Below are 23,061 nucleotides of genomic sequence, written 5' to 3'. Positions count from 1 at the left end.
CTGTCAGAACCGCCAGGTGCCGCGCAGCCCGAAGGTGCGCGTGTTGCCCGGGTAGAAGCGGGCCACGGTGATGCCGCAGCCGGCGCAGGCGAAGCCGGCGGCCGGGTCGGTCGTGACGGTCACGCGGTCGTTGTATTCCTCGTCGAACACGTTCTCCGCCCAGAGCGCGATCTCGTAGCTTTCGGATTCCAGCCCGATGCGCACGTTGGTGAGGTTGATGTCGCCCTGGTCCTGCTGGTTGAGGCTCAGCGAATACTTGCCGGCCTGGTGGCTGGTATCCACTCGCACGTAGGCGTCGAAACCGCCGATGAGGTTCGGCCAGGTGTAGGTGCCGCCCACGTAAACCTGGAAGTCGGAGGTGCGCGGGAGCTGCTGGCCGCCCACTTCGGTGCTGCACGCCACGGTGGGCGGGATCACGGCGCGGTCGCCGCACAGCGGTGATATGGCCGCATCCACGGTGCCGCTGTCGAATTCCGGATTGAGCCAGGTCACGGCGGCGCCAATGGTGAAGTTATCGGTCACGTTGATCCGGGTGTCGATCTCGATGCCGGTGGATGTCGCTCCGGCGGCGTTCACGATCGCGGTGCCGATCTGCAGGTCCGGTGGCGCCGGGATCTGCAGGTCGGTCCAGTCGACCGAATAAACGACGGCATTGAATACGCCGCGTCCGTCCAGGATCGATGTCTTGATGCCGACCTCGTAGGTCCAGTTCGACTCTTCCAGGTAGTCCGCGTACGGCGTGTCGGCGAACGCCGCGCCGTTGGTGCCGCCGGACTTCACGCCGCGCGCCGCCGAGGCGTAGAGCAGCGTGTCGTCGTTCCAGGCGTATTCATACGTCAGGCGAGGCGTGGTGTAGCTGAACTCCGAGGCGGCCGAGGTCACGGAAGTCGGGAAGTTCGGGATGAAGAAGATCATCACCGTGCGCTCCAGGAACTGGTCTTCCTCGGTGTAGCGGATCTCCGCGCTTACCCTGTTCCGGTCGTCGAAGGCGTAGGAAGCCGAGCCGAAAACGGCGTTCACGTCCGTATCCAGGCGGTTCGGCACGAACGAGATCCGGCCCAGTTCGCTGGGGTTGTCGAGCAGCGTCGAGACGCTGGACAGCACGCTGCCGGTGAGCGTATTGAACACGGAGCCGCCGATCAGCCAGCCCAGCGGGCCGTCGTCGTTGGATGCCAGCCGGACTTCATAGGACTGCTGTTCGGCCACGTCGCCGGCGGAATTGGTGAAGAACTGCGCCGAAAAGCCCAGCGGCCCCAGCGGAAGCGTTTCGGCGACCGGGTTGGACACGTTGTCGACCAGCGTGGAATATTCGGATTCGGAGTCGGAGATGTTGACCGTCAGCGTGGCGAACCCGATGTCGTATTCGACGTTCAGGTAGGCCAGGGTGAAATCGCCTACCTGGCCCTTGCCCAGCGCATTGAGGTTGGGCGCGTCGCCCGCCTGCAGGCCGCTGCAATAGAGCGAATTGAATACGCGGCCGTCGGGCAGGTTGTAGGTGGCGCCGCAGTCGTTGCGCGCTACCGGCACGAGGATCAGTGGCGGCTGGTCCTCATCGACCTCCGTGCGCGCGGCGAACAGTTTTACGCTCAGGTTCTCGGACGGGTCGAAGATCAGCGACGCGCCGTACGAGGTCCGCTCGTTGTAGCCGCCCAGCTTGTCGCCGCCGCGGGCGTTGGTGATCGTGCCGTCGAACTCGCTGGTTGCGGCGAACACGCGCACCGCGGCGTTCTCGCCCAGCGGAAAGTTGACGGAGCCGCCGATCTCCCAGCGGCCCTCGTTGCCGACTTCGGCGGTAAGTCTGCCGTTTATGCCGTCGGTGGAAGGACTGCGGGTGACGTAGTTGATGGCGCCGGCGAAGGTGTTGCGCCCGTACAGCGCGCCCTGCGGGCCCTTGACCACCTCGATCCGCTCAAGATCCAGCACGCCGAACTCCAGTGTTGAGCGGTTGTTGAGGAAGATGCCGTCGATGAATACGCCCACGTTGCCCTGCAGGCCACTCTGGCTGGTCTGCGACAGGCCGCGAATGGTGGGGGTGTTGAACGCGCCGATGCTCTGATAGGTCAGGCCGGGCGTAATCTCGGCCAGGTCGTCGAGTGCATAGACCGAAGCGCGCTCCAGATCGACGGCGGAAATCGCCGTGATCGAGAGCGGCACGTCCTGGAGGTTTTCGGTGCGCTTGCGCGCGGTCACGACGATCTCTTCGAGCTGGCCGTCATCCTGGGCGAGGGCGAGGTCGCCTGCGAGGAGGGCGGCGACCGCCATCAGGGAGGGCAAGACCAAACGCGTCCGTGTTTCTGCAAGGCTCTCGATACGAGTCCGAACTGCATGATGGGTCATCTTGAATCCTCCCGAGCAAACCGCTACCAAAGTGTAATTCATAGTTCGGCGCGTTCTGATGCGAAATTGGCATCAGGATATGCGCCGCACTGATGCGGGTTAGCGGGAGGCGAGGCGTTTTACGTAGTTCTCGTAGGTGTTCGGTTCGCGGCCCAGGATCCAGCGCAGGACGTTGGGGTTTCCGCGGAAACCGAACCGGTCGTAGTGGTCGTTCATCGTGAGCATCTGCGTCACGCGGTCGTCGCCGGCGCCTGCCGCGCGGGCGTTCTTCTCGACCTGCTCCAGGCTCAGCGCTTCGGCGCGGATTACCCGGCCCAGCACGCGGCTGATGGTCGCGGCCATGTCGCGCTGGCTGAGCGCCTCCGGACCCGCCAGCTCGTAGGTGATGTAGAGATGCCCCGGTTCCGTGGCCACGATGGCAGTCGCCTCGGCCAGATCGCGCAGGTCCGCGACGTTGAACTTGACGTCCACGCTGAAGGGCATGTTGTGCACGCCCGTGTCCAGCACTCTCTTCCAGATCATCGCCAGGTGCTGCATGTAGCGGATCGGCTGCACGATCGTGTAGGGCAGGCCGGACTCGATCAGCTCTTCTTCGGCGTCGAGCTTGAGCCGGTGATGGCGCACCGCGCGCCGGAGCGGATGCATGACCGAGTAATAGACGAAGCGCTTGAGATCGTGGGACTTCGCGGCGTCGATGAAGCGGCGCGTGATCTCGACCTCGTTCGGGTGCATGGGCGGGCCGATGTGGATGATGCCGTCGCAGGATTCCATCGCGGCTTCGATCGTTGCTGCGTCCTCCATGTCGCCGACGGCGAAGGAACTTGCGCCCAGTTCGTTGAGCGCGGGCCATTGCGCCTCGTCGCGCAGGAACACCTTCACGTCGGCGCCGCGGTTCGCGAGCGCCTTGAGTACCGCGCGGCCGGTTTTGCCGTTGGCGGCGGTCAGCAATGTGGTCATGGTTTTGTCGTTCCTTCTTCTGGTGTCAGCGGTCGATCTGCCACTCGCGGCAGGACTCCTCGATGACCGGGATGACGTTCTCGACGGTGGGCCGCCGGGTTGCGGTCTGGCGCAGGATCAGGCCGGCCTCGCGCACCAGGGCGGTACCGTCCTTGCGGATGGTCTTGATTTCGCCGGCCTCGAGCTCCTTCTCGATCCAGCGGCGCGGCAGCATCGCGACGTACTGGCCGAGCATCACGAGCGACTTGAGCGTGTTGAGCGAGGTCGCCTCGATCGCAACCGAGACCGGAGGCAGCGATTCCTCAGCAAAGAACTTATCAAGGAAATCAATGATATGGGGTTGTTTTATGATGGCCCATTGAGCCTCTCGCAGGTCTTTTGCCGTGACGTTTTCTTTGGACGCCAGGGGATGGGAGGCGCCCACCACGAACTCCGTGCGGATCTCGAACAGCGGTTTGAGTTCCACGTCCGGCGGCACGACGCCGGGCGGGAAGTTGGATAGCAGCACGTCGATTTCGCCTTCGACCAGGCCCGCCACGAGGTCCTCGAAGAAGCCTTCGGTGATGCGCACCTGGAGCCCCGGGAACCGTGCCGACAATTGCGGGATGAGATGGCTGATCAGCGTGGGGGCGAACAGCGCGGCGATGCCGATATGCACATGGCCCTGCTCGCCCCGGGACACGGCGGTGACGTCCAGCAGCGCGCGTTCCGCCTGGTTGATGATGATCTTGGCGTAGCGGTAGAGGACGCGCCCGGCCTCGGTGGGCGTGATCCTGCGGGGCGAGCGGTCGAGCAGTTTGGCGCCGATGCGCTCCTCCATCTTCTTGATGCTGCGCGTGAGCGCGGGCTGCGTGATGTACTGGAGTTCGGCCGCGCGCGTGATGTTGCCCGTGTCCACCACACAGACGAAGTGCCGCAGTTGCTTGAGATCGAATTTCATTTGCCGGGGGGAGGGCGTCCCGCCCTCCGCGAGGGAGTCAATATAATTTGAAATTATGGCTGGGTCAAAGTCACATCTTCGAATTTATGGCTTCCCTGGGAGTGGGGGCACTGCCCCCACGGCCGTCTCGCCTTCCCGGAGGGCGGGACGCCCTCTCTCCCAGGAAGGACCCCCTCTCTCCCAGGTGTCGCGGCGTAGCTTTCTGCCACTCCTTGGGATGGGACTAGTGGGTGGCAGTGCCCTCGCGGTTTCCGGTGGGCTGTCGCAGGAAGAGCAGGGCTGGTACCGGCGGCTGGTGTATTCGGGGGTGGACGACGAGGTCATCTGGTCGATCCTGGGCGTGAAGTACGGGCGCGAAGGCAACTCGCTCACGCCCTTGTGGAATACCAACACGATCGGGTTCTCGCGGATCCGCTATCCGGAGCAGGGCGGTTATCGCGTGGATACGATGGAAGTCGTCTTCTATACCGACCTGGTGAGCGGCGTACGGCTCGAATCCTGGCGCAACCCCTATACGGCGCGGGAGGTGGAGGTGGTCGTGCCCGCGCCCGTTGCCGTGACGTCGTATCACTCCGAGGTCGGGCCGTCCGAACGCACGGCGCCGGGCGGCATTCGCATCGCCGAGTCGGTTCAGCCGCCGCGCACGATCGGGGGCGATACCTGGGTGCAGATCGAGAAGCGTGTGACGGTTGCGCCCGACCCGGCGGAGGCGCCGATCTTCAGTTCAATCGAATTCGTCGATTACCGGGGGCGGACGGAGGATCTTCGCTCGGAAGCGCCGCGCGTCGAGGCCACGCTTCAACTTGAGATTGTGTCGGACTGGCTGCCTTGGATGGAAATGGGCGGACGCGCAGGCGGCCTCTATACCCGCGCAAAGGGAACCAAGCTTTTCGCGCTCAATGACCTGCCGGCTTCTTTGGCGCAGCTGCTCGAGCGCCACTTTCCTGAGATTGCGGACGATCCGTTCGGTTATATCGGCCGGGCGCTGTAGGGGGAGGGCGAGACGCCCTCCCTCCCAGGGAGTCCTCGCTTCCAGGGGTGTAGTTAGACGCGATCCTCGTATTTGCTTAGGACGTGTTTGTGGAGGAGGTCGGGGATGCGGTCGACGGAGTGGACCTTGCGGCCCTCGACGGCCCACAGCAACTGGGTCTGGTCGGGCTTTTCGACGCCCAGCCAGGGGCGCTCCCAGGCGCGCATGAGTCCGGTGAAGTTGTAGCGCGTTTCCACCAGCGGCTGGTCGGGGTCGATGAGCTGCGCGTAGTTCGTGGTCCACCAGGAGGAATCGGCCCGCGGCTGGTAGTCGCCTTCGCCCTGGAACAGGCCGGCCAGCACGAACGCGACCTCGTCGCCGAAGCGCACGTACGGCGTGTCCGGCTTCTCCTCGGGGTTGTAGAACTCGGCGATGTCGATGTCGCGGCCGCCGCCCATCGGGTGCAGCAGGTAGTTCATCGCGAAGATCGAATCCTCCACGGTGATGGTCTCGCCGGTGTAGGGGTTTTCGAGCGTCTCGACCGGTTCGAAGGTGTAGGGGTCCAGGATCGTTCCGGTGTAGAGCGCGCGCTGAATCATCGAACCTTCGCGGGCGTCCTCGAACTCGTCGGTGGTCGCCTTCTGCAATTGCCAGGTCCAGATGCCGCAGTGGCCGAACACCGGGTGCGCCGGTGCGCCCTGGGGGCAGATGTAGGCGCGGGAGAACATCGGCACGTAGGTCTTCGCGCCGGCCAGGTTGTTCGTGGCCTTGATCTTCGCGTACCAGGCGTCGCTCGGGTCGGTGAGGTCCAGCGGGCGGTCGAATTCGACCACGGCCGGCTCGGCGGAGAGGGACGACCGTGGCAGGCCGTTGGGGAGCAGATCGCTTTCGTCGTCCTGGGCCAGCGCCATCTCCGAGCGGACCAGGCCGGCCAGCGCGGTCATGCCGGCGATTGCGCTGAGCGAACGCACGACGTCGCGCCGCTGTTCGTCGATTTCGAGGATGTCGTCGTGGTCACTCATGGGAGGGTCCTCATTGCGAGTGCTATTTCCGGGGAACGCGCTCGGGGTGCTTTTCGAGAATCCTTTCCCGCACCAGAGCGGGCAATGCGTCGATCGTGTGCACCTTGATGCCGGCCTTGCTGGTGACGACCCGGGTGGGGTCGTCGACGCCCAGGCCGGTCCAGGCGTAAAGCGCCGCGTAGGACGACGCGGTGAACGAGTAGTGGGCGTGGAGCCGCCGATGCGCGGGGTCCATCAGGTCCGCGTGCTTCACCCGCCACACGGACGTATCCATGCGGGGCGGGCGCGACTCGCTGGGTTCGAACAGGGCGATGTTGGTTAGATGAACGTCCTCGCCGAAGCGATACCAGCGGAGGTCTTCGGTGAGCGTGGGGTCGTGCGGGATCGGGGCGAGGTCCATCGGGATGCTCAGCGCAAACTGCGTGGGGGCCAGCGTCAACTGCCGGTTCATGGCCGGAACGTCGATTGCGTCCACGGTTTGCAGCGTGGCGGCATCGAGGAAGACCCGCGTGTACGAGCCGTGCAGCATCAGCTTGCCCTGCTCGTATTCTTCGCGGAACTCCGGGCCGCCGGTCGTGAGGAAGGACACGTTCAGTTCCAGTTCGTTGACGAGCGGGTAGGGCGTCGCGTCCGGCGGCATCACGAAATGCCGGGTCATGTAGGCGCTGTAGGCGTAATCGGCGTTGAGGCTGAACATGGTCTTCATGCGGGCCAGCCTCAGGCCTTCCGAGTCGTTGAGGTCCAGCGCTCCGGGCTGCTCGAGCGTGGCCAGCGGCTCTTCCAGGGCTTCCGGCGGCAATGCATGCCTGAAGCCCGCCGGCGTGTAGGCTTCGGACGCGGCCGTGGCCGGCTGCGGCCCGTCCCCTTCGCTGCGGGCGAAAGCGGCGCCGCTCAGCAAGCCGCTCATCGCGACGAGCAGGGTTCGCCTGCTGATCTCGCTGGTCGAGGGGTGGGTCACGGGTGTTGCTTTTGCATGCTCGCGTGTGCGGTGGACCTCCATCGTATCCCGGCGCGGGAATCCTGTCGCATAAAACCTGCTTATCGGTGAATGTCGATTCGGCATTTTGCGGAGGGCGCCGGCTTGCCCGACAATGAATGCTGGCTTGAGTCTGGAGGGCGCCATGCGTTACCTGCTGGGATTCCTGTTGGCGGTTTTGTCTTTCGGCGCACACGCGGACGCGCCGCGGACCGGGACGGTCGAGGGCGGCGGGGGGCTGCCGATCGCTGTCACGCACAACGGTCCTGCCGATGCGCCGCGGATCGTGTTCGTGCACGGTTTTCTCGGCAGCACGCTCAACTGGAAGAAGCAACTGGAGTCGGAGCTCGCCGACGAGTTCTTTCTGACCGCGCTGGACATGCGCGGCCATGGGGCTTCGGCCAAGCCCTGGCAGGCGGAGCACTACCTGGACATGCGGCTCTGGGCCGACGACATCAAGGCGGTGCTGGAGAGCGGTGGCGCCGGCAAACCGCTAATGGTCGCCTGGTCTTACGGCGGCCATTTCGTGCTCGACTACGTGCGCTACTACGGGACTGATGCGATTGGCGGCATCGTGTTCGTGAGCAGCAACGCCGGGTTCGTGGCCCGGCCGGTATCGCCGATGACGCCGGAACGCGAACAGCAGATCGCCCGCTCGACCTCGGCCAACGCGGCCACGCTGCTGGAGTGGACGGAGGGCTACGTGGACCTGATCACGGCGGGAGGCGAACTGTCGCCGGCCGAGAAGCAAATGCTGATGGTGTCCCCGATGATGACGCCCCACTACGTGCGCGTTTTCAATCGCGAACACCGCTCGGACAACAGCGACCTGCTCGAAGCCGTCGACGTTCCGGTGCTGTTCATCATCGGCGGCCAGGACATTCTGGCGAACCGCGAGCAGATCGAGTCGATCGCGGCCCGTCTTCCGCAGGCTGAAGTGTCCGTTTTCGCCGACTCCGGCAACATGCCGTTCTGGTTCGACGCCGGGCAGTTCAACCGGCGCATCGCGGAGTTCGCGATGTCGCTGAACGGCCGCTAGGTTCGCACGCGCCGGAAGTCGGTCAGTTTGCCGGTCTCGCTGATCGCGAGGCCGATACCGCGGGTCGGCTCGATCGTGTTCAGGATGTGCGCGAAGCCGTAGTAATAGAGGAACAGGCGGCCGTCGTCGTGCGGCACGAGCTGCGGATAGGCGACGCCTCCGCTGTCGAAGTTGTTGATCGGGCCCATGTGCAGTATGGGATCGTCGTACTTGCGGTGCCAGAGCAGCCCGTCGTCCGATTCCGCGGCGCCGATCACGCGCGGATAGCGCGGCAGGCGGGCGTCGAGCGCGGTATAGAGCATCAGCCAGCGGCGTCCGTCAGGATCGGGGTTCGGGAGGATGTGGCGCGTGTTCGATCCGCCCAGTTCCCAGCGCGCCGGGTCGCTGCTCCACTCGATGTTGCCGAGCACCTTCCAGTTCACGAGGTCCGTTGACTCCGCGACTTTCGTTTCCCAATAGACGATGCGGGGCGAGAGCGTCGTGTAGTACATCAGGAACCGATCGCCGTCGTGGATCCCGTTGGGGAAGGCGCCGTAGATGTTGTCGCCGATGTCCACCGAGGCCCCGCCGGTCGCGGCGCCGCGTATCCGCGTCCAGTGGATGCCGTCCTTGCTGCGGGCCACGCCGGGCCGGCACCGGTAGCCTTTGAACTGGTAGCCCTCCGACACCGGGTAGCCGCCCAGTTCCGTGGGCGTGGTGCTGTCGCCGCCGAAATACCAGAGCAGCCACTCGTCTTCGTGCCGCAGGATGTCGCCGCTGCCGATATGCGTGGAATCGAAATCCTCCGGGTTGCTGCTCCAGTCCATGATCGCGCCGCCCGTGAGAGGGCCCCTGTAGCGTTCCCAGGAGATGCCGTCGGCGGACTTGGCGAGCGCGATCCGGCCGGTGCCGAACGCGGGCGCCACACCCTCGGGATAGTTGTTGTCGCGCGCGTAGTACCACATCCACCAGGCCTGGTCCTCGTCGTTCCAGCGCACCGTCGCACCGCCGTTCTTGGCCTCGTCGCACCAGCCGGGCGGGCCCTTGCCGAGGATCAGCCCGGGATCGGAAGCGCCTGCTTCCTGCGCCCAGGCCGCCGGCCAGCTTCCGGGCAGCACGACGCCAGCCGCGCCGATTCCCTGTACCAATTGCCTGCGTGTCATCCGATGCATGAATTTCTCCCACGAGTGTGCGGGCAACAATGTAGCACTAGAAGTAATCCCGGCAGGCCGATCATGCGAGCGAATACCAGGTTGCACGGCCTGCGCCGTGGCGTTCGAGGTGGCCTTTGCCGGCGAGGGACCGAATATGGTCCTTTATCGTGTTCCTGCTGGCGCCGGTGGCTCTGGCCGCTTCGGCGACGGTGACCCGGCCGCGCTTCCGGGCAACTTCCAGTATCCGCAGCGATAGTTCGGGAAGGTCTCCGAGAAGTACTCGCTCACGTTCGATCTTGTGTTCCAGGCGGTCTTTGTGCCGCTTCAGCGTATCGAGAAAGTACTCGACCCAAGGCTGCCAATTCGGGCTCTCCGTTCGGATGGTTGCCTGAGTTTGACGCAATGCCAGGTAATAGGCCTCCCTGGATTGCTCGACAACGCTTTCCAGCGAATCGTAGGGGACGTAGGCGTAGCCTGCGCGCAGCAGCAAGAGCGTCGTCAGGATGCGCGAAAGTCGCCCATTGCCATCCTGAAATGGATGAATTTCAAGAAAGACAACCACGAAGACGGCAATCGTCAGAAGAGAGTGGGGGTTCCGGCTGTCCAGGGCGGTCCGGGTCCAGTCCACGAGTTCGGTCATCAGGCGCGGGGTATCGAACGGCGATGCCGTCCGAAATACGACGCCCAGGCTTTTGCCGGTTTCATCGAACGCCTCCACGTGATTCGGCAACTTCTTGTATTCGCCGCGATACCGCTCGTCGCGGGCGGAAAATATCAGCAGGTCGCGATGAAGCTGCTTGATATGGTTTTCCGTGAGGTCGATCGCTTTCCAGTTCGAGAATACGGTCTCCATGACCTGGGCGTAACCGGCAACTTCCTGTTCGTCCCGATTGGCAAAGGACCTGATCCCGATACTGGACAGCAGCTTTTCGACATCGCGGTCGGTCAGGCTGGCGCCCTCTATACGGGTCGAGGAGCCAACGCTCTCGATGGTCGCCACGCGCCGCAGGCCGGTCAGCCGTTCGGGGGCGATCCGGCCGATCGCGCGCCACGCCCCCTTGAATTCGTCAATCCCGGAGATCAGTGACAGGATCTGGTTGGTGAGCTCCAGACTGGCAGTGTTGATTTTGGCATCCATTTATCCATCCAATTTCATCCATTTTCAGGATGCCACGTTTACATCCGTTTGTCCACCCGATTCCATCCGATTCAGCGGCTATCTCCGGGAGCGAGGGCACGTCCCTCGCGGCGTCTCGCCTTCGGTGAGGGCGGGACGCCCTCGCTCCCAGGACTAGAAGTGGTCCTTGCGGCGGCGGACTTCGGCGAAAACTTCGACGTCGTCTGCGTCTTCCATGCCGAGTTGCACGCGGATGCCCTGGCTGTCCGGCCGCAGGAAGGGGTTGGTGCGTTTCTCCTGGTACATGGTCGTTGGAACGGTCGGTTTTCCGTCCTCGCGCAGGCGCGCCACTTCCTCCATGCGCTTGATCAGCGCCTCGTTGTCCGGGTCCACGGTCAGCGCGAAGCGGCCGTTGGTGCGCGTGTATTCGTGCGCGCAGTAGATTCGCGTGCGGCCTGGCCAGCTCATCAGCTTCTGCAGCGAGTCCCACATCTGTTCCGGCGAGCCTTCGAACAGCCGCCCGCAGCCCATGGCGAACAGGGTGTCGCCGACGAAGGCCACGTCCTCGTCGGGGAAGTAATAGACGATGTGACCGCTGGTGTGGCCGGGAGTGTCGTAAACGAGGGCTGCGGCATTGCCGAATTCGAGTGTTTCGCCGTCGCCGACCTGGAGGTCGATGCCCGGGATGCGCGCGGCGTCGGCGCTGGGGCCGACGATGATGCAGCCGGTGCGTTCCTTCAGCCACAGGTTGCCGCCGGCGTGGTCGGGATGGTGGTGGGTGTTGAGGATGTGCGTGAGGCGCCAGCCCTTGCGCTTGAGCTCGCGCTGGATGACCTTGGCGTCGGGCGTGTCGATCGTGGCGGTCAGGCCCGACAGGCGCTCGTGGATCAGGAACCCGTAGTTGTCCGACAGGCAGGGGAACTGGTGGATCTGCAAAAGCGCCATTACGTTTCTCGTAAGCGTGGCCTGAGTTCGGCCAGGTTGCAGGGGCGGGTGCGGGTGTCGAGTTGCGCCTCGATCAGCTTGTCCCAGCCGGTGGCGACGGCGTTGCGCGAGCCGGGCAGGCAGAACACGAAGGTGCCGTTGGCCAGCCCCGCCAGGCAGCGCGACTGCAGCGTGGACGTGCCGATGTCCTCGTACGACAGCACGCGGAACATCTCGCCGAAGCCCTCGATCTGCTTGTCGAGCAGCGGTTCGACCGCCTCGGGCGTGCCGTCGCGTCCGGTCAGCCCCGTGCCGCCGGTGGTTATGATCGCGTCGACGCCTTCATCGGCGATCCACTGCGACACGACCGCGCGTATCCGGTACCGGTGGTCGGGTTCCAGCAGCCGCTCGTGCAGCTTGTGGCCGGCGCCGGCGATGCGCTCCGCCAGCAGCGCACCCGAGTCGTCCGTCTCCAGCGTCCGGCTGTCCGAAATCGTCAGTACGGCGATGTTCAGCGGCAGGAAATTGTCCGATTTCTCACCCAACGTTGTGCGCTCCGTTGCTACGGAGATTTTAGATCAGGTGGGGAGGGCGGGACGCCCTCTTTCCCAGGGGAGGGCGGGACGCCCTCGCGCGCGCGCTTTAGGGTTGGCGTAGGCGATCTTCGCTTCCCATGCAGCGTATGCGTCGTTCTCCAGTTCCTCGGGAGTGCGCAGAAGGTCTTTCCCGATGTTCAGTTGCTTGCACAACCGGTTCATCGCGGCATCGTGCGTCTCGACTTCTCCATCGGCCAGAATGTGATTGACTTTCTTGCCCAAGGCGACCAGCTCGCGGGTGACCAATATGGTTCGGTGGCAGTTGAGAGGGTCCTTTTCCGCGCACATCAGCGCAATGCGCATCTGCTCGCTTCCGTCCAGCACGCGCTTGATGCCGGACCGGAAAAGGCTGGTCGCGGCCAGTTTCCGGAACTGGACGCGCCCGTTCTCATAGCAGTCCGGATCGTTACTTCTGGCGCCTAGTTCCTTGCCGAGAAACACGTACGCAATTCCGCTTGCCTTCAGCGACTCTTTCAGCGTTTCCCGATTGAATTGCGGATTCCGCCGGCTGTAGGGCATCGACCGCACATCCGCCACGGCCTCTATGTCGTGCATATCAAGCAAGTCCACGAACCGCGCCGCTTCATGCGCCGAATGACCTACCGTAAAAATCCCCCCTGATCGCACCGCTTCTGTAGTCATTATTTTTTCACTATAGCGGCAAGCAACTTTACGGTTGTAAGTGTATTCAATATTAGTTATATTGCATACGCTTACTTTCGGAAAAGGCCTATGCCACGCACGACAACAATGACGGTTCGGCTGAGCGGCGCGCTTCGCGACTTTGTGTCGGCAAATGTCGGGGACAGCGGCTCGTACGAAAACGTAAGCGAGTATGTGCGCGATCTGATCCGGCGCGACAAGGAGCGGTCGGAACGCGAGGCCTTTGAGCGATTGAAGGCTGAGCTGACCCGCGCATTTGCTGCTCCGGATGACTCTTATCATCCCCTTTCCGCCTCGGACGTTATTGCCAGGAACAAGGGTCAGGCTGAGCGATGACTGCGGCACGCGTCCAGGGATCGGCCGCACTCCGCATCGACGAAATCTACCGATACTCCAATGAGCATTGGGGAGAAGCGCAGGCAGATGCCTACATCACCGGTCTTTTCAATGCCTTCGATAAGATCGCAGGAGGTGGCGTCATGTCACGCCCGATTCCGGCGGAATTCGGCGTGGACGGCTATTTCTTCCGCTACAAGAAGCACTTCGTGTATTGGAAGTGGCTGACCAACGGAGATGTCGGTATCGTCACGGTGCTGCACGAACGCATGCACCAGTTCGGCCGTTTCCAGGAGGACTTTCCCAAATAGCTTTCCTCCAGAAGTCCTAATCCGGCAATTCTTCGAGTTTTTGATCGGCCGGTTGATTCATCGGTTTATCGGGAATCACGCAGGCTAATTGAGGGATGCGGTCTCGACGAGCGCGCCGTTTTCCCAGAATTCCTCTATAACGGTTCCATCCGGTCTGCGCACGACCCAATCCCCGAACTTGTTTCCTTCCCGGTAGAAGCCCTCACTCCCGGTGCCGTCCGGCAGCGTGGTGGTCCATTTTCCGTGCCTGATGCCGCCCAGCAGGGATACTGTCTCGATCTTCCCGTCCGGATAACGGTAGATCCATTCGCCGTTCGGTCTGTCGCCGCGGTAGTCGCCTTCCACCACGCGCCCGTCGGCTTCCTTCATCATCCATTTGCCGTTACGAACGCCGCCCTCGTAGGGGCCTTCGTGCACGGCGCCATCGTCGTATCGAACCACCCAGTCGCCGTGCTTGTATTGGCCCAGATAGGTTCCCTGCGCGGAGCTCCTGCCGTGGTCGATCTCGACCCATTCTCCTGTCGGGCGGTTGTCTTGGTAACGCCCGCTGCGGACCGTTCCGCCGGGATCGCGGAAGGTCCATTCTCCCTGCATGACTCCGTGGGCGAATTGCCCTTCGGCTTCGATCCCATCAAAGTAGTGCTTGCTTGCGTCACTCCCGGCCGCAAGGCGCAGCCTGTAGCGTCCCGTCAGCCCGCCGTCGGGAAACGGCCGGTCGACCGGTTCTTCATCCGATTCGGCGGGCCCCCAGGCGACGACTTTGCTGTTCTCGACAAACAACTCCTTTCGGGTTTCTCCGTCAGTGCCCGGCACAAGCCGGAAGCCATGCCGGTACCCTTCGTGGTACGGCCAATCCTCGTCGTAGCGCTGCTCCCACGGAGGGATGATTCTTTCGCCATCCGGTCCGTACCGGATCGGGGCATCGCTTTGCCGGCCCAGGATGTAGGGAATTTCGTCGAATTCTCTGTTCCTGTGGCCGACCCAGCGGATTCCATGCCGATACCCGTATAAATACGGCTGCTCCGCCTCCCTGCCGCCTAAGTACCGGGAGTACCAATCGCCCTGCCGCTTGCCCCTGGCTAGCGTTCCTTCGTGCCTGCCGTCGAGCAGCGAGAGGACGAAAACGGACAAATCGAGGTGCGAACGCGATTCCAAAACGCCCCGTCCTTCCGTCAGGCCATTGGGGCATTCGCCGGACCAATAGAATTCCTGGTCCGGCGAATCCACGTAGACCCATGTGTAACACCCCGGCCGATTTACAACTTCCGTCCAGCAATGGCGCCGGAAGCTGTCTTCGCGGCAAACGTTTTTCTGAGTGATGCTTTCCGGTAGCGGAAACGTTGCGGTTTCCCCCGGCTGGGTCTCGAGCCGGGCAATTCCCGTGTAACCCAGGACCAGCAGTGCGCCTAGCACGATGACAAACGCCCACAGCGCGAGTTTCATCGAGCGTCACCCGTTGTCATGATTTGCTCCCACCCTACCACAGCGGTTCTCTTGTAAAGCGGAAAGAGGGCGAGACGCCCTCGCTCCCAGGGGGTGGGCGCGGGGGGCTTGGGCTGGTAGGGTACCGGGGCATGGATACGAGCAAGAGTGTGATGACGGGCCTGCCGGATTTGCAGGCGTACTGGATGCCGTTCACGGCCAACCGGCAGTTCAAGCGCGACCCGCGTTTCGTGGTGGACGCCGAGGGCATGTATTACACGACGCACGAGGGCGAGCAGATGCTCGACGGCGTGTCGGGCATGTGGTGCTGCAATGCGGGTCACTGCAATCCGCACATCGTGGCCGCGATCCAGGAACAGGCGGCGAAGCTGGATTACTACACCGCGTTTCAGATGGGCTATCCGCGCACCTTCGAGCTGGCCAACCGGCTGGCCGCGATGGCGCCCGAGGGCCTGTCGAGCGTGTTCTTCACCAATTCCGGCTCCGAATCGGTCGATACGGCGCTGAAGATCGCGCTCGGCTGGCACCGGGTGCGCGGCGAAGGGCAGCGGGTGCGGCTGATCGGGCGCCAGAAGGGCTATCACGGCGTGGGATTCGGCGGCATTTCGGTGGGCGGAATTTCGTCGAACCGCAAGCTGTTCGGAGCGATGCTGGCGGGCGTAGACCACCTTGGGCACACGCAGGATCTCGAGCGCCAGGCCTACAGCCGCGGACAGCCGGAGTGGGGCGCCCACCTGGCCGACGAACTTGAGGAGATCGTGGCGCTGCACGACGCCTCGACCATCGCAGCGGTGATCGTTGAGCCGATCGCCTGTTCAGGCGGCGTTCTGGTCCCGCCGAAGGGCTACCTGGAACGGATTCGCGAGATCTGCGACGAGCACGGACTGCTGCTGATCTTCGACGAGGTCATCACGGGCTTCGGGCGCACCGGCGAGGCGTTCGCTTCGCAGACTTTCGGCGTGACGCCCGACATCATCACGCTCGCCAAGGGCCTGACCAGCGGTTCGGTGCCGATGGGCGCGGTGCTCGTGCGGCGCGACATCTACGACGATTTCATGCACGGACCCGAGCAGCTCATCGAGTTCGCCCATGGCTACACGTATTCGGGGCATCCGCTGGCGGTGGCTGCCGCGCACGCGGCGCTGGACGTGTATCAGGACCAGGGCCTGTTCGAGCGCGGGAAAGAAACCGGCAAGCTGCTGGGCGACGCGCTTCAGGCGCTTAAAGGCAAGCCCTACGTGATCGACATCCGCGATTTCGGGATGCTGGGCGCGGTGGAGCTGGAGCCGGTGCCGGACAAGCCCACGGCCCGCGCGCAGGAGGCGTTCCGGCATTGCTTCGACAACGGCCTGCTGGTGCGCACGACGGGCGACACGATCGCGCTCTGTCCCGCGCTGATCGCGGAAGAGTCGCACATCGCCGAACTCGTGGAGAAACTCGCGAAGGTTCTCGACTCCCTCTCCTAATCCCTGGGGGCGAGGGCGTCCCGCCCTCGTGGAAGGCGAGACGCCGCGAGGGACATGCCCTCGCTCCCAGGGTCAGTCGGCGCGTTCGACGCTTTCTTGCACTTCCTTGCTGGGCGGGCGGGGCTGAGTCGCGCGTAACTCGGCGGCGCCTTCTTCGTCCACGATGCCGGCGGCCAGCGCGAAGTCGATGTACTCGTCGATGTTCTGCGCGCCCAGCGCGACCGGGCGGTTCTCGCCCAGCACCGGCGGCGCCGGCGGCCCGTCGTAGCCGCTCAGCTGGTAGCCGGCGCTGTCCTCGGAGTGATAGGCGCCCAGCGTGGGGATGTCGTCCTTGTCCGGATACAGCACCGACACGGCGCCGCCGTATCCGGCGAACCTGCCCGCGTTACGGTAGATGAACCAGACCGCGCCGTCGCGCGTGATCGTGGTCTTGAGCGAGTCGGAACGCGTCGGGATGGGGTAGTGGGTGAACGTGTCGGCTTCCTGGTCGTACTTCGACAGGTAGTTGTCGTTGGCGGCCCAGATGTTGTCGTCGGGATCGGCCTCCGCGTTATAGGAGGCCGCATACGGAACGTCCATCCTGCGGCGGAACACCTCGCCCGTTTCCGGATTGAGACGATAAAGGATGGCATTGTCGAACGCCCGGTTGCCCCACGTGGACGTCCAGATCATCCCCCTGGAATCGACGCCCAGCCGGCGTATCGAAGTGGTGGCGTCGTCCTCGACCACCGGGTAGTGGCGGAACTCCTCGGTTTCGGGATCGAAGCGCGACACGCCGCCGTTGTGGTAGTCGGAGAACCACACCTTGTCCTTGTGATCGACGATGATTCCGTACGGACGGCTGCGCATCACCGGGACCTCCCAGTAAACGATGGAGTCCGTGGCCCGGTCCCATTTCCCCAGCGCGCCCGCGGCGATCAGCGAGAGCCAGAGATTGCCTTTCGAGTCGAAGATCTGGGTGTTGCTGCCCAGCATCGGGTCGGGGGCCACCCAATGGTCCACCTTGCCCGTGGCCGGATCGAGGCGGCGCACGACGTCGCCCGAATACCAGACCGTACCATCGGTCTGGTCCACCACGATGCCGTGGCCGCCGCCGTGCCCTTCGAAAGCCGTCTGCTCGCCGGTGCGCGGGTCGAACCTGACGATGCAGCAGGCGGTATAGGCGATCCAGACGTTGCCGTCGAGGTCGAAGTCCACCTGGTGCGGCCAGGGCCAGACCTCGTATTCGTCGGACTCGCGGTAGATGTACTCGACGAACATCGCTTTCTTGAGCGCTTCGTAGTCCAGCTCGGGCTCGCGCGTGAGCTGCACCACCACCGGCGGCCGGTCCGCGGGGAAGGTCTCGGCCAGGTAGTCGACCAGGATGTCGCGGTCCTCAGGCGGCAGGAACTTCGGATCGAACAGCGACGCCTTGCCGGCGCGGCCGAACGCGGGCGCCTCGTACATCCGGTCCACGACCATTTCCCACGCCTCCCGGGTCTTCGGTCCGCGCGAGCCGGGATACGCGCGCGAGGCGTCGTTGTAGGAGAACAACTGGATCGTGTGGCAGCCGTGGCAGGCGCGCTCGAGGATGTCGCGGCCCGGCCCCGGCGGATAAACCTCGTCGTAGGGGAGGATCTCGGCGTTGGGGTAGTTCATGCCGCCCGCGTAATCGACCACCGGGCCCACGCCCGTCAACGAGAAATCGAGCTCGACCGCATCGCCGGGCCCGATTTCGATGCTGACCGTCTGGGAATCGAAGCCCTCGAGCTGATCGACCGCCCGGCGTATCGTCACGTCGTAGCCGCCGGGGATCATCTTCACGGCCCGGTATTCGCCGTCCACGACGAACACGGTGTAGGCGAGGTCCTTGTCGGTGTTGTAGGCGTAGACGACCGGAAGCAGTCCTTCGACGGTTCCCTCAACCTTGCCGGACAACTGACCGAGGCCGTCGTCTTCGGAGGAAGGAGGCGCGCCGGGACCGGTCGATTCCCCGGCACAGCCAATCATCAGCAGCAGGCACAGGCCCGCAATCGCCGCGCTTCTCATGTCTCTCCTCCCTTTACCGAGCGGGGAAATCAATTGTGCCAGCGGAAGATGCGGGCGGCGTAGCCGGCGGGGAAGCGGGTGCGGTTGGCGGGGAGTTGGGCGAAGCCGTCGGTTTGCGCCAGCGAGGCGAAGTCGCCTGAAGTGTTGGTTTGGCGCGGGTGGGCGAGGAGCCGGCCGTCGCGGTCGGTGGACAGGCGAACGGGGAGGAACCAGGTGAGGATGGGCTTGAAGCCGACCTCGTCGGTCAGAGCCGCGTATTCGGGAGCGGGGGCCTGCGCGCCTTGCGCCATGTTGAGCGCGGGGATGACGTAGCGGCGCAGGCACACGAGGCTGGAGACGGGGTTGCCGGGCAGGCCGAAGACGGGTTTCGCGGCGTGCATGCCGAACCACAGCGGGAAACCGGGACGCTGGCGGATGCGGTGCAGGATCGGCCGTGCGCCGAGCTTGGCCAGCACGCCGGGCACGTAGTCCTTCGCGCCCCTGGAGACGCCGCCGCTCAGGATCATCGCGTCGCTGTCGGACAGCGCTTTGCGGATGCGTTCCGCGAGCACGTCCGGGTCGTCCGGCGCATGCAGGGCGGCGACCTTGCCGAAGCCGTTGCGCTTGAGCAGTGCCGCCATGGCGGGCCCGTTGCTGGAACGCACCTGCCAGCTCTCGGGGCGGGAGTCCAGGCCGACGAGTTCGTCGCCGGTGGACACCAGCGCGATGCGGGGATCGGGGCCGACGCGCGGTTGCGCCACGCCGTTGGCGCTCAGCAGCGCCATTTCCACGCCGCCGATGCGCTGGCCTTCCTTCAGCAGCAGGGCGCCGGCCCGGCGGTCCGACCCCTGCCTGTGGATGAATTGGCCGCGTTTGGGGCGGTAGTCGTCGTCCATACGGACTCCGCCGTTCGTTTCGCTGATCCTCTCGACGGGCACTACGGTGTCGGCGCCCTGCGGGATCGGCGCGCCGGTGGCGATGCGCCATGCGGCAGCTGCGTTCGACAGCGCGCCGGGCGCCTGTCCCGCGCTTTGCATTCCTTCCAGGGGAAATTCCCTTTCTCCGGAAGACCAGGAGCGCCAGACCAGCGCGATTCCGTCCATCGTGGCGCGGTCGTAGGGGGGCAGGTCGCGTTCGGCGAGCACGTTCTGGCGCAGCACGCGGCCGGCCGCGGCGTCCAGCGCGACCTGCTCGGCCGGCCACGCCGGAACCGTTTCCCGAATCAGGCGCTCGGCCTGCGCGACGTTGAGCTCGGTTTGCATGGGTCAGGGTAGGTTACGCGCCGTCATGGCCTTGCGGTAGATCGGCAGCAGGCGCCACAGGAAGAACAGGCCCAGCAGGCCGCTGATCGTGCCGACGATCGCCATCGAGTAATGCAGCATCATGTCGTTGGCGAAAACGAAGTCGGTGATCAGCGCCACCGACGTGCTGCCGAAGCCCATGCTGACAAGCGACACGATGAACAGGTATATCGCGCTGGTCTGGGCGCGCATGGAAGGGGGCGTGAACAGTTGCAGCGTCATCACCGCGGGAGGGAACACCCAGCTTCCGAAGAACAGCAGCGGCGCATACATGAGCAGCGAGTAATTCGGATCGGGTATGAGCGAAGTGACCGCGGCCAACGGCACCAGTGCAATAGTGGCGACGATGGAGGAGCGGATGGTGCCGCCGCGATCGCCCTGGCGGTGGAGGTAGTCGGCGTACAGGCCTCCGACGACGGAGCCGACGCAGCCGAACGTTCCCACGATCAGGCCCAGCCTGAGTCCCACGGTGGCGCGGGGCATTTCGTGGATCCGGATGAAGTATTCCGCACCCCACACGAGGACCGCGTTGAACAGCAGCGAGATCATGCAGAATGCGGCCACCAGGTTGCCGTAAACCGCGATATTTTTCTTTAGAAAATTAATCAGTTCGGGGACCGGAACGCCGCCTTCCACGGCGCCGCGGCGGATCGGCTCGCGGAACGTGAGGCACAGCAGCGCAACTACCAGGCCGGGCAGGCCGACGATGACCAGCGTCGCCCGCCAGGCCGAGAGTTCGCCGAGCAGCGGGAATTCCAGGGGTGGGCGCTGTTCCAGCGTTCCGACCAGCCAGCCTCCGAGTATCACGCTCAGCCCGTAGCCCAGGAACAGGCCCATCTGGTAGGCGCCGATCGCGCGGCCGACCTCGTTGCGGGGAAAGAGGTCGGTGATCAACGAGAAGGCCGCCGGCGCCAGCGCGGCCTCGCCCACGCCCACGCCCACCCTGGCCAGGAACAGTTGCCCGAAATTGCGAGCCAGCCCGCACAGCGCGGTCATCAGGCTCCACAGGGCGATTCCGGCGGCGACGATATTGCGCCGGTTGGAGCGGTCGGCCAGTCGGGCGATGGGGATGCCCACGGTGCAGTAGAACAGGGCGAAGGCGATACCCTGCAGGAGGCTGAATTGCGTGTCGTTGAGGCCGAGGTCGGCCTTGATCGGACCCACCATCAGGCCGATGATCCAGCGGTCGATCAGCGCGAAGGTGTAAGCGACGGTGAGCAGGGTCACCGCGTACCACGCCCCCCATTTCTTCAGCCGGTCGATCTTCCCCGTCCTCCCGTAGGTCCGCGGCGTAGCTTACGCGATGAGTCCCTGGGAGCGAAGGCGTCCCGCCTTCGCACGAGGGCGGGACGCCGCGAGGGACATGCCCTCGCTCCCAGGGCGTTATTCCGAAAAGTGGAGGAGGACGCCGGGAGCCTGCACGGCAAGCCTGCCGGCGTCGCGCTCGAAGGGCTTGCCGGCGGCGGCGAGCGTGTCGGCGGTCCGGTCCAGGCTGCGGGTGCGGAGGTGCAGGGCGGTGAAGCCGCTTCGGCCAATTTCAGCCGGGCGGATGTCGACGTATTCCGGCGCGTCCGCCCGGCCCAGCAGCCCGTAACGGCGCCCGGCGTCGTCTGCGTTCGCGGCGTGCAGCGTCATGCCGGTCAGTTCGACCGCGCCGTTGGGGTGCGCGTTCATCTCCTGCCAGAACACTAGCTCCGGCGTCAGGTGCTGGACGTAGCCGCACAGCGCTTCCGGGAAGCTCTTCGGCGGCAGCGCCAGCCACTTAAAGCGCGCTGTCGCGCCGTCGGCGTAGTGCAGCGCGCGGCTGGCCTCGCCCACCGGCGTGGGGTCCTGTCCGGCAGCCAATGCCTGCTCGCGGACGGCGTCGATGTCCGTGGCGCGAAGTATCAGGATGCGGATGGCCGGACCGTCGCCCAGCCAGGCGCCCAGGTGATGGTCCGGTCCGGGGCGCGTGACCTCGCTGATCTCCACGTAGGTCGAGCCGAAGATGAAATGCGCGCTTTGCTGATCGAGGCTTTTCTCCTGTCCGTCAGGCCCGGTGCCCATCAGTTCGACGGGGTCGGTGACCCGAAAGCCCAGCGCCCGGAACTCATCTACGGTGCGCAGAATGTCCGGCCCCACCAGGCCGACGTGGTCGATATCCAGCGCAATCCGGCTCACGACACGCTTTCGCCTGCCAGTTCCCGCTCGCGCGCGTCCATTTCGCGGCGGTAGATGGCGAGCAGCCGCCACAGCAGAATGATGCTCACCAGCCCGCTGAGTCCGGCGGTCAGGGCGATCGAGTAATGCAGCATGTCGTCGTCGCGGAAGACGAAATCCGTGATCAGCGCCACCGCGGTGCCGCCGAAGCCGATTCCCGTGAGGTTCACGACGAACAGGTAGACGGCGGAGAACTGCGCCCGCATGGATGGCGGCGTGAACAGTTGCAAAGCCGTGGTGGCCGGCGCGAAGCACCAGCTCGAGAAGAACAGCAGCGGCGCGCACAGCACCAGCGACATCCCGGCGTTCGGCATCAGCGTGGCGGTGGCGCCGAACGGAAGCAGCACGGCGGCCGCCAGCAGCGCCGAGCGGATTGCGCCGCCGTTGTCGCCGCGGCGCTTCAGGTAGTCGGCGTGGAGCCCGCCGCAGATGATGCCGCCGCCGCCAAAGAAGGTCACGATCAGGCCGATATACCAGCCGGCCGCGCCCCGGTCCATGTCGTGAATGCGGATCAGGTACTCGGCGAACCAGGCCATGACCGCGTTGAACAGCAGCGTGAGCATGGAGAAGGCGATGAAGTGCAGCGCGTAGAGGCTGAAATTGCTGCTGAAGAAGCGCCCGACATCGCCCAGCGGGACGCCGCCTTTCGCGGCCCCGAGGCGGGCGGGCTCCCGGAAGGTGAAGCACAGCGCCGCGATCGCCAGGCCGGGAATGCCCAGCACGATGAGCGTCAGCCGCCAGGGCGTCAGTTCGCCCACCACCGGGAGCGTCACCGTGTCCAGCGCGCCGATCAGTTCGGCCACCAGGATGAAGCTGAGACCGATGCCGATGAACACGCCGGACGAGTAGATGCCCAGCGCCCGACCGAGCTGCTCGCGCGGGAACAGGTCGGCGATCATCGAGTAGGCGGCCGGCGACAGCGCCGCTTCTCCCACGCCCACGCCCACGCGGGCCATGAACATCGCGCCGAAGGTGCGCGCCAGGCCGCACAGCGCGGTCATCAGGCTCCACACGGCGATGCCGGCGGCGATGATGTTGCGCCGGCTGGCGCGGTCAGCCAGCCAGGCGATGGGGATGCCCAGCAGCGTGTAGAAGATCGCGAAGGCGAAGCCGTGCAGCAGGCTGAACTGGGTGTCGCTTATGCCCAGCTCGGAGCGGATCGGGCCCACCATCAGGCCCAGCACCGAGCGGTCGATGAACGAGCAGATGTAGGCGACCGTAAGGACGCCTACGACGTACCAGCTCCTGCGGTTCATGGGTTGGTTAGAGGGGGGAGGGCGAGACGCTGTGAGGGCAGTGCCCTCACTCCCAGGTCAGGCGCCCT

The 23,061-nt window shown here is 64.8% G+C and carries 21 protein-coding genes; 5 read left to right on the top strand and 16 right to left on the bottom strand.

Features of this window, described 5'->3' with window-relative positions; translation table 11 throughout:
- Positions 1-3: 3 nt before the first annotated feature.
- Genes F4036_03215 through F4036_03205 form a run of 3 tightly spaced genes read right to left on the bottom strand, consistent with a single transcriptional unit; the run spans position 4 to position 4,234 of the window.
- On the bottom strand, positions 4-2,379 hold the full coding sequence (locus tag F4036_03215; protein MYK36749.1) for a TonB-dependent receptor plug domain-containing protein: 2,376 nt from the start codon (positions 2,377-2,379) through the stop codon (positions 4-6).
- 57 nt (positions 2,380-2,436) lie between these two features.
- Entirely contained in the window at positions 2,437-3,294 is an 858-nt protein-coding gene (locus tag F4036_03210) for an NAD(P)H-binding protein (protein ID MYK36748.1), read from the bottom strand.
- Between the two features lie 25 nt (positions 3,295-3,319).
- Positions 3,320-4,234 (bottom strand): LysR family transcriptional regulator, encoded by a 915-nt coding sequence (locus tag F4036_03205; protein MYK36747.1) that lies wholly within the window; start codon positions 4,232-4,234, stop codon positions 3,320-3,322.
- Positions 4,235-4,289: 55 nt separating this feature from the next.
- On the opposite strand from F4036_03205, the gene F4036_03200 reads away from it, so the two are divergent.
- Positions 4,290-5,225 carry a DUF1838 domain-containing protein gene (locus F4036_03200; protein MYK36746.1) on the top strand — a complete coding sequence of 312 codons (936 nt, stop codon included), beginning with the start codon at positions 4,290-4,292 and terminating at the stop codon, positions 5,223-5,225.
- Between the two features lie 53 nt (positions 5,226-5,278).
- On the opposite strand, the gene F4036_03195 is transcribed toward F4036_03200, so the two are convergent.
- Together F4036_03195 and F4036_03190 are read right to left on the bottom strand one after the other, a co-directional pair.
- Positions 5,279-6,226, bottom strand: coding sequence for a hypothetical protein (locus tag F4036_03195; GenBank protein ID MYK36745.1), 948 nt, complete (start codon positions 6,224-6,226; stop codon positions 5,279-5,281).
- A 22-nt stretch (positions 6,227-6,248) separates the two neighbouring features.
- On the bottom strand, positions 6,249-7,184 hold the full coding sequence (locus tag F4036_03190) for a hypothetical protein (protein MYK36744.1): 936 nt from the start codon (positions 7,182-7,184) through the stop codon (positions 6,249-6,251).
- Positions 7,185-7,347: 163 nt separating this feature from the next.
- Here F4036_03190 and F4036_03185 point away from each other — a divergent pair, with 163 nt between their 5' ends.
- Entirely contained in the window at positions 7,348-8,241 is an 894-nt protein-coding gene (locus F4036_03185; protein ID MYK36743.1) for an alpha/beta hydrolase, read from the top strand.
- Here the strand turns inward: F4036_03185 and F4036_03180 are convergent.
- The 5 genes from F4036_03180 to F4036_03160 all read right to left on the bottom strand — a co-directional run bounded on the left by F4036_03180 (position 8,238) and on the right by F4036_03160 (position 12,653).
- Positions 8,238-9,392 carry a hypothetical protein gene (locus tag F4036_03180; protein ID MYK36742.1) on the bottom strand — a complete coding sequence of 385 codons (1,155 nt, stop codon included), beginning with the start codon at positions 9,390-9,392 and terminating at the stop codon, positions 8,238-8,240. The genes F4036_03185 and F4036_03180 overlap by 4 nt on opposite strands.
- A 61-nt stretch (positions 9,393-9,453) precedes the next feature.
- Positions 9,454-10,512 carry a Fic family protein gene (locus F4036_03175; GenBank protein ID MYK36741.1) on the bottom strand — a complete coding sequence of 353 codons (1,059 nt, stop codon included), beginning with the start codon at positions 10,510-10,512 and terminating at the stop codon, positions 9,454-9,456.
- A gap of 153 nt (positions 10,513-10,665) precedes the next feature.
- Positions 10,666-11,436 carry a hydroxyacylglutathione hydrolase gene (gene gloB, locus F4036_03170; GenBank protein MYK36740.1) on the bottom strand — a complete coding sequence of 257 codons (771 nt, stop codon included), beginning with the start codon at positions 11,434-11,436 and terminating at the stop codon, positions 10,666-10,668.
- Positions 11,436-11,936, bottom strand: coding sequence for a molybdenum cofactor biosynthesis protein B (gene moaB / locus F4036_03165; protein ID MYK36739.1), 501 nt, complete (start codon positions 11,934-11,936; stop codon positions 11,436-11,438). The genes gloB and moaB overlap by 1 nt, the downstream gene beginning before the upstream one ends.
- Before the next feature lie 57 nt (positions 11,937-11,993).
- The gene (locus F4036_03160) at positions 11,994-12,653 is read right to left on the bottom strand and encodes a DUF488 domain-containing protein (protein ID MYK36738.1); all 660 of its coding nucleotides are present in this window, start codon (positions 12,651-12,653) and stop codon (positions 11,994-11,996) included.
- A 90-nt stretch (positions 12,654-12,743) separates the two neighbouring features.
- On the opposite strand from F4036_03160, the gene F4036_03155 reads away from it, so the two are divergent.
- Together F4036_03155 and F4036_03150 are read left to right on the top strand one after the other, a co-directional pair.
- Positions 12,744-13,010, top strand: coding sequence for an addiction module antitoxin (locus tag F4036_03155; protein ID MYK36737.1), 267 nt, complete (start codon positions 12,744-12,746; stop codon positions 13,008-13,010).
- Positions 13,007-13,321 carry a type II toxin-antitoxin system RelE/ParE family toxin gene (locus F4036_03150; GenBank protein MYK36736.1) on the top strand — a complete coding sequence of 105 codons (315 nt, stop codon included), beginning with the start codon at positions 13,007-13,009 and terminating at the stop codon, positions 13,319-13,321. Before F4036_03155 ends, F4036_03150 begins: the two co-directional genes overlap by 4 nt.
- 84 nt (positions 13,322-13,405) lie before the next feature.
- Here F4036_03150 and F4036_03145 read toward each other — a convergent pair whose 3' ends face one another.
- Positions 13,406-14,764, bottom strand: a complete 1,359-nt coding sequence (locus F4036_03145) for a hypothetical protein (protein MYK36735.1) — start codon at positions 14,762-14,764, stop codon at positions 13,406-13,408.
- 152 nt (positions 14,765-14,916) lie between these two features.
- Here F4036_03145 and F4036_03140 point away from each other — a divergent pair, with 152 nt between their 5' ends.
- On the top strand, positions 14,917-16,230 hold the full coding sequence (locus tag F4036_03140; GenBank protein MYK36734.1) for an aspartate aminotransferase family protein: 1,314 nt from the start codon (positions 14,917-14,919) through the stop codon (positions 16,228-16,230).
- Between the two features lie 72 nt (positions 16,231-16,302).
- Here F4036_03140 and F4036_03135 read toward each other — a convergent pair whose 3' ends face one another.
- The 5 genes from F4036_03135 to F4036_03115 all read right to left on the bottom strand — a co-directional run bounded on the left by F4036_03135 (position 16,303) and on the right by F4036_03115 (position 22,993).
- The gene (locus F4036_03135; protein ID MYK36733.1) at positions 16,303-18,258 is read right to left on the bottom strand and encodes a hypothetical protein; all 1,956 of its coding nucleotides are present in this window, start codon (positions 18,256-18,258) and stop codon (positions 16,303-16,305) included.
- 29 nt (positions 18,259-18,287) lie between these two features.
- Positions 18,288-19,499 carry a molybdopterin molybdotransferase MoeA gene (locus F4036_03130; protein MYK36732.1) on the bottom strand — a complete coding sequence of 404 codons (1,212 nt, stop codon included), beginning with the start codon at positions 19,497-19,499 and terminating at the stop codon, positions 18,288-18,290.
- Positions 19,500-19,502: 3 nt separating this feature from the next.
- Positions 19,503-20,801 carry an MFS transporter gene (locus tag F4036_03125; GenBank protein MYK36731.1) on the bottom strand — a complete coding sequence of 433 codons (1,299 nt, stop codon included), beginning with the start codon at positions 20,799-20,801 and terminating at the stop codon, positions 19,503-19,505.
- A 120-nt stretch (positions 20,802-20,921) separates the two neighbouring features.
- Entirely contained in the window at positions 20,922-22,022 is a 1,101-nt protein-coding gene (locus F4036_03120; protein MYK36730.1) for a VOC family protein, read from the bottom strand.
- The gene (locus F4036_03115; protein MYK36729.1) at positions 21,695-22,993 is read right to left on the bottom strand and encodes an MFS transporter; all 1,299 of its coding nucleotides are present in this window, start codon (positions 22,991-22,993) and stop codon (positions 21,695-21,697) included. The genes F4036_03120 and F4036_03115 overlap by 328 nt, the downstream gene beginning before the upstream one ends.
- Positions 22,994-23,061 lie beyond the last annotated feature (68 nt).

Source organism: Gammaproteobacteria bacterium (genome assembly GCA_009845905.1).
Taxonomy (GTDB): domain Bacteria; phylum Pseudomonadota; class Gammaproteobacteria; order Steroidobacterales; family Foliamicaceae; genus Foliamicus.
Note: the sequence above shows the minus strand (reverse complement) of the source record. Positions and strands in the feature narration are given on the sequence as shown.

Excerpts from the sequence above, each read along its gene's own strand:
- F4036_03210 (MYK36748.1), bottom strand. The coding sequence starts at position 3,294 with ATGACCACATTGCTGACCGCCGCCAACGGCAAAACCGGCCGCGCGGTA.
- F4036_03180 (MYK36742.1), bottom strand. The coding sequence starts at position 9,392 with ATGCATCGGATGACACGCAGGCAATTGGTACAGGGAATCGGCGCGGCT.
- F4036_03150 (MYK36736.1), top strand. The coding sequence starts at position 13,007 with ATGACTGCGGCACGCGTCCAGGGATCGGCCGCACTCCGCATCGACGAA.
- F4036_03135 (MYK36733.1), bottom strand. The coding sequence starts at position 18,258 with ATGAGAAGCGCGGCGATTGCGGGCCTGTGCCTGCTGCTGATGATTGGC.
- F4036_03185 (MYK36743.1), top strand. The coding sequence starts at position 7,348 with ATGCGTTACCTGCTGGGATTCCTGTTGGCGGTTTTGTCTTTCGGCGCA.
- F4036_03155 (MYK36737.1), top strand. The coding sequence starts at position 12,744 with ATGCCACGCACGACAACAATGACGGTTCGGCTGAGCGGCGCGCTTCGC.
- F4036_03175 (MYK36741.1), bottom strand. The coding sequence starts at position 10,512 with ATGGATGCCAAAATCAACACTGCCAGTCTGGAGCTCACCAACCAGATC.
- F4036_03205 (MYK36747.1), bottom strand. The coding sequence starts at position 4,234 with ATGAAATTCGATCTCAAGCAACTGCGGCACTTCGTCTGTGTGGTGGAC.
- F4036_03115 (MYK36729.1), bottom strand. The coding sequence starts at position 22,993 with ATGAACCGCAGGAGCTGGTACGTCGTAGGCGTCCTTACGGTCGCCTAC.
- F4036_03160 (MYK36738.1), bottom strand. The coding sequence starts at position 12,653 with ATGACTACAGAAGCGGTGCGATCAGGGGGGATTTTTACGGTAGGTCAT.
- gloB (MYK36740.1), bottom strand. The coding sequence starts at position 11,436 with ATGGCGCTTTTGCAGATCCACCAGTTCCCCTGCCTGTCGGACAACTAC.
- F4036_03195 (MYK36745.1), bottom strand. The coding sequence starts at position 6,226 with ATGAGTGACCACGACGACATCCTCGAAATCGACGAACAGCGGCGCGAC.
- F4036_03200 (MYK36746.1), top strand. The coding sequence starts at position 4,290 with ATGGCTGGGTCAAAGTCACATCTTCGAATTTATGGCTTCCCTGGGAGT.
- F4036_03215 (MYK36749.1), bottom strand. The coding sequence starts at position 2,379 with ATGAATTACACTTTGGTAGCGGTTTGCTCGGGAGGATTCAAGATGACC.
- F4036_03145 (MYK36735.1), bottom strand. The coding sequence starts at position 14,764 with ATGAAACTCGCGCTGTGGGCGTTTGTCATCGTGCTAGGCGCACTGCTG.
- F4036_03140 (MYK36734.1), top strand. The coding sequence starts at position 14,917 with ATGACGGGCCTGCCGGATTTGCAGGCGTACTGGATGCCGTTCACGGCC.
- F4036_03130 (MYK36732.1), bottom strand. The coding sequence starts at position 19,499 with ATGCAAACCGAGCTCAACGTCGCGCAGGCCGAGCGCCTGATTCGGGAA.